This is a genomic window from Pseudoalteromonas sp. SR45-5, from assembly GCF_014163565.1.
In the GTDB taxonomy this organism is placed as follows: domain Bacteria; phylum Pseudomonadota; class Gammaproteobacteria; order Enterobacterales; family Alteromonadaceae; genus Pseudoalteromonas; species Pseudoalteromonas distincta.
This window is the reverse complement of sequence record NZ_JACJDN010000564.1, coordinates 1-2,585: the sequence shown is the minus strand read 5'-3', so window position 1 is coordinate 2,585 and position 2,585 is coordinate 1. Positions and strand designations below refer to the sequence as shown.

Below are 2,585 nucleotides of genomic sequence, written 5' to 3'. Positions count from 1 at the left end.
CCCAAATTAGTACTTCAGCGCTAACGCGCAGCATTCAAACACTTGAAGATGAAATGGGATATGAGTTAGTAAAACGCTCAACACGCTCTGTTAAATTAACGCCAGAAGGCGAGCTTTTTCTAGAATATGCTAAAACAACCCTATCGGAACTTGAGCTAACGAAAAAGCGGATTTTTCAATCAGTAAACGGTAATGCCAATGAAAAGCTCGTTATTGGGTATACCAATAAGGCAAGCAGCATAGTACCTATTTCTTGTGGACAGTTTTTAGCTCAATACCCTCATATAAAAATTGAGATGCAGCTACAAGATCAGCAAGAGCTAACACGCAAACTCCAACAAGGTGAAATAGACATTAGCGTATACTCTCAAGCTATTAATAGTATTGGCAGTGACATTCACTTACCTGATCAGCTTGTGTTATTTGTTTCAAAAAACCACCCTCTTGCCCATAAAAACGATATAAGTAAACAAAACCTTGATAGCTACCCGATGTTTGGCTGTTTCTCTGAGTCTAAACAAGTACAAACTATGCTTAATGAAGCAATTGATTCTTTAAATAAATCATCAAGTATTAAAGTGGGCAGTATTGAGCAAGTAATGGCAGGTGTAGTTAAATCAGATCATTTTGCTATTGCAAGCATTGAACATGCTAATGCAATCGCAGAGAATTCTGAATTAGTACAACTTAAAACAAATAAAGGTTTAAACCACGAACAACTCGTTGTACAAACAAGCCAACAGACGTCGATTACTGAACATGTAGAGCATTTACTATCGCTTATAAAAAAAGCGGGTGCTGCATTTAGCTAATCTGATGTTTCAAAAAGTGCGGCACAATAAACAGTAGCTTTTAACAGCTTTTCGGCTACACTGTCGCACCTTTTTTAAACAGCTGATGTGAATGAACACACTTTTTGGTCCTGATGTCTATTTAGATGATATAGAACGCCAAGGATATACCGTAATTCATAACGCGCTTATTGCCGATTTAGTTAACGATTTAGTTGCAGACTGCCACCGTATAAACCCTCACTTTAGCCTTGCTGGTATTGGTCGATTAAATGACTTACAAATAGATAAAGCCGTACGTACTGATAAAACCTATTGGTTTGACGGCAGCTCTCAAGCACAGCTTACCTATCAAGCAATAATGCAAAGTATAAAGACCACGTTAAATCGCAGTTTTTTTATGGGGTTATTTGATTACGAATGCCATTATGCAAAATATACACAGGGTGATTTTTACAAAAAGCACTTAGATGCATTTAAAGGTCGCTCTAATCGAGTATTTACAACGGTACTTTATTTAAATACGCCTAAGCAAGGTGGCGAACTTGTTATTTATAAACCTAAAAGTAAAGAGATAGAAATAACAATTAAACCAACTGCTGGCACATTAGTAATGTTTGAAAGCGAACGCTTTGCCCACGAAGTACTTCCCGCCGTTGACGATCGCTATTCTATTGCAGGCTGGTTTAGGAAAAACGCCTCTATTAGCGGCATTATTGATCCGCCCCGATAACTCCTAATAGAGCATTTTAACAGCCTTTATTGAGGCTTTTAAAATGCTATTGGGTATGAAAGTAATAACCCTATAAAGATAGCCAAACCCACGTAATGATTATTTAAAAACGCTTTAAAACAGGCATCTCTTTCACGTTTATGAATAAGCGCTTGTTGGTATGCCAATAGGCCCGCAGCAATACTTAAACCAACGCCAAATGCGACACTTAAATGATTGCTTATACCAATAAAAGCAACCAACGCTATAAATACAGCATTAAGTAAAAAGATAATATGGCGGTCGTATTTACCAAATAAAATAGCGGTTGATTTTACCCCTATTTTTAAATCGTCGTCCCTATCAACCATCGCATACATGGTGTCGTAAGCCACTGTCCAGCAAATATTGGCTATAAATAATAACCATGCCTGCTGTGGTAGTGCATTAATTGAAGCCATATACGCCATAGGAATAGCCCAACCAAATGCAGCCCCTAAAACAACTTGAGGTAACTGTGTATAGCGCTTCATAAAGGGGTAACAAAAGGCTAAAGCCAAAGCACCAAAAGAAAGCAAAATAGTATTGACGCTAAGCATTAATACTAAAATGAACGCAATAACTATGAGTAGTAAAAATAGACTAAGTGCTTCACCACTACTCACCTGTCCTGAAGCTAGCGGCCGTTGAGCTGTGCGTTTTACCGAGCCGTCTATTTTTCTATCTGCAAAATCATTAATTACACACCCTGCGCTACGCATAACAACAACGCCCAGCGTAAATACAATAAAGTTGAGTAAGCTCGGCATCCCACTATTAGCAAGCCATAAAGCCCAGTATGTTGGCCAAAGTAATAACAAGGTACCAATGGGCTTATCTATACGCATTAACTGTATATAATAAGGAATATGTTTTGGCTTTAAAGCGGCTAATTTCATGAGTATAAATATGCTCCAGGTAAAAACACTTCACACACTAAAAACTTATATTCTTTGAGTGAGAATACACTTCGACGCCCTAGTAAGTTTTTTTCGGGTAAGTTCAATTTTGTAACTAATTGCTGAATAGGGTGCGTGTCATCA

3 protein-coding genes and 1 pseudogene are annotated in these 2,585 nt (G+C 37.8%); 2 read left to right on the top strand and 2 right to left on the bottom strand.

All coding sequences use genetic code 11. The features are described from left to right. Both H5072_RS16535 and H5072_RS16530 read left to right on the top strand, forming a co-directional pair. Nucleotides 1-812: LysR family transcriptional regulator (locus H5072_RS16535; protein WP_182694151.1), on the top strand; the 812-nt coding region annotated here is incomplete at its 5' end. Between the two features lie 91 nt (nucleotides 813-903). After that, nucleotides 904-1,524: a 2OG-Fe(II) oxygenase gene (locus H5072_RS16530; RefSeq protein ID WP_154903688.1), complete on the top strand. Its 621-nt coding sequence runs from the start codon at nucleotides 904-906 to the stop codon at nucleotides 1,522-1,524. A 38-nt stretch (nucleotides 1,525-1,562) separates the two neighbouring features. Here the strand turns inward: H5072_RS16530 and ubiA are convergent, their stop codons facing one another. Next, on the bottom strand, nucleotides 1,563-2,441 hold the full coding sequence (gene ubiA, locus H5072_RS16525; RefSeq protein ID WP_182694150.1) for a 4-hydroxybenzoate octaprenyltransferase: 879 nt from the start codon (nucleotides 2,439-2,441) through the stop codon (nucleotides 1,563-1,565). Then, nucleotides 2,438-2,585, bottom strand: a pseudogene (locus H5072_RS21295) (chorismate lyase); the annotation flags it as partial. The pseudogene H5072_RS21295 and the gene ubiA, both read right to left, overlap by 4 nt.

Bases quoted from the DNA above. Each gene is read 5' to 3' on its own strand.
- H5072_RS16530 (WP_154903688.1), top strand. From the start codon at position 904: ATGAACACACTTTTTGGTCCTGATGTCTATTTAGATGATATAGAACGC.
- ubiA (WP_182694150.1), bottom strand. From the start codon at position 2,441: ATGAAATTAGCCGCTTTAAAGCCAAAACATATTCCTTATTATATACAG.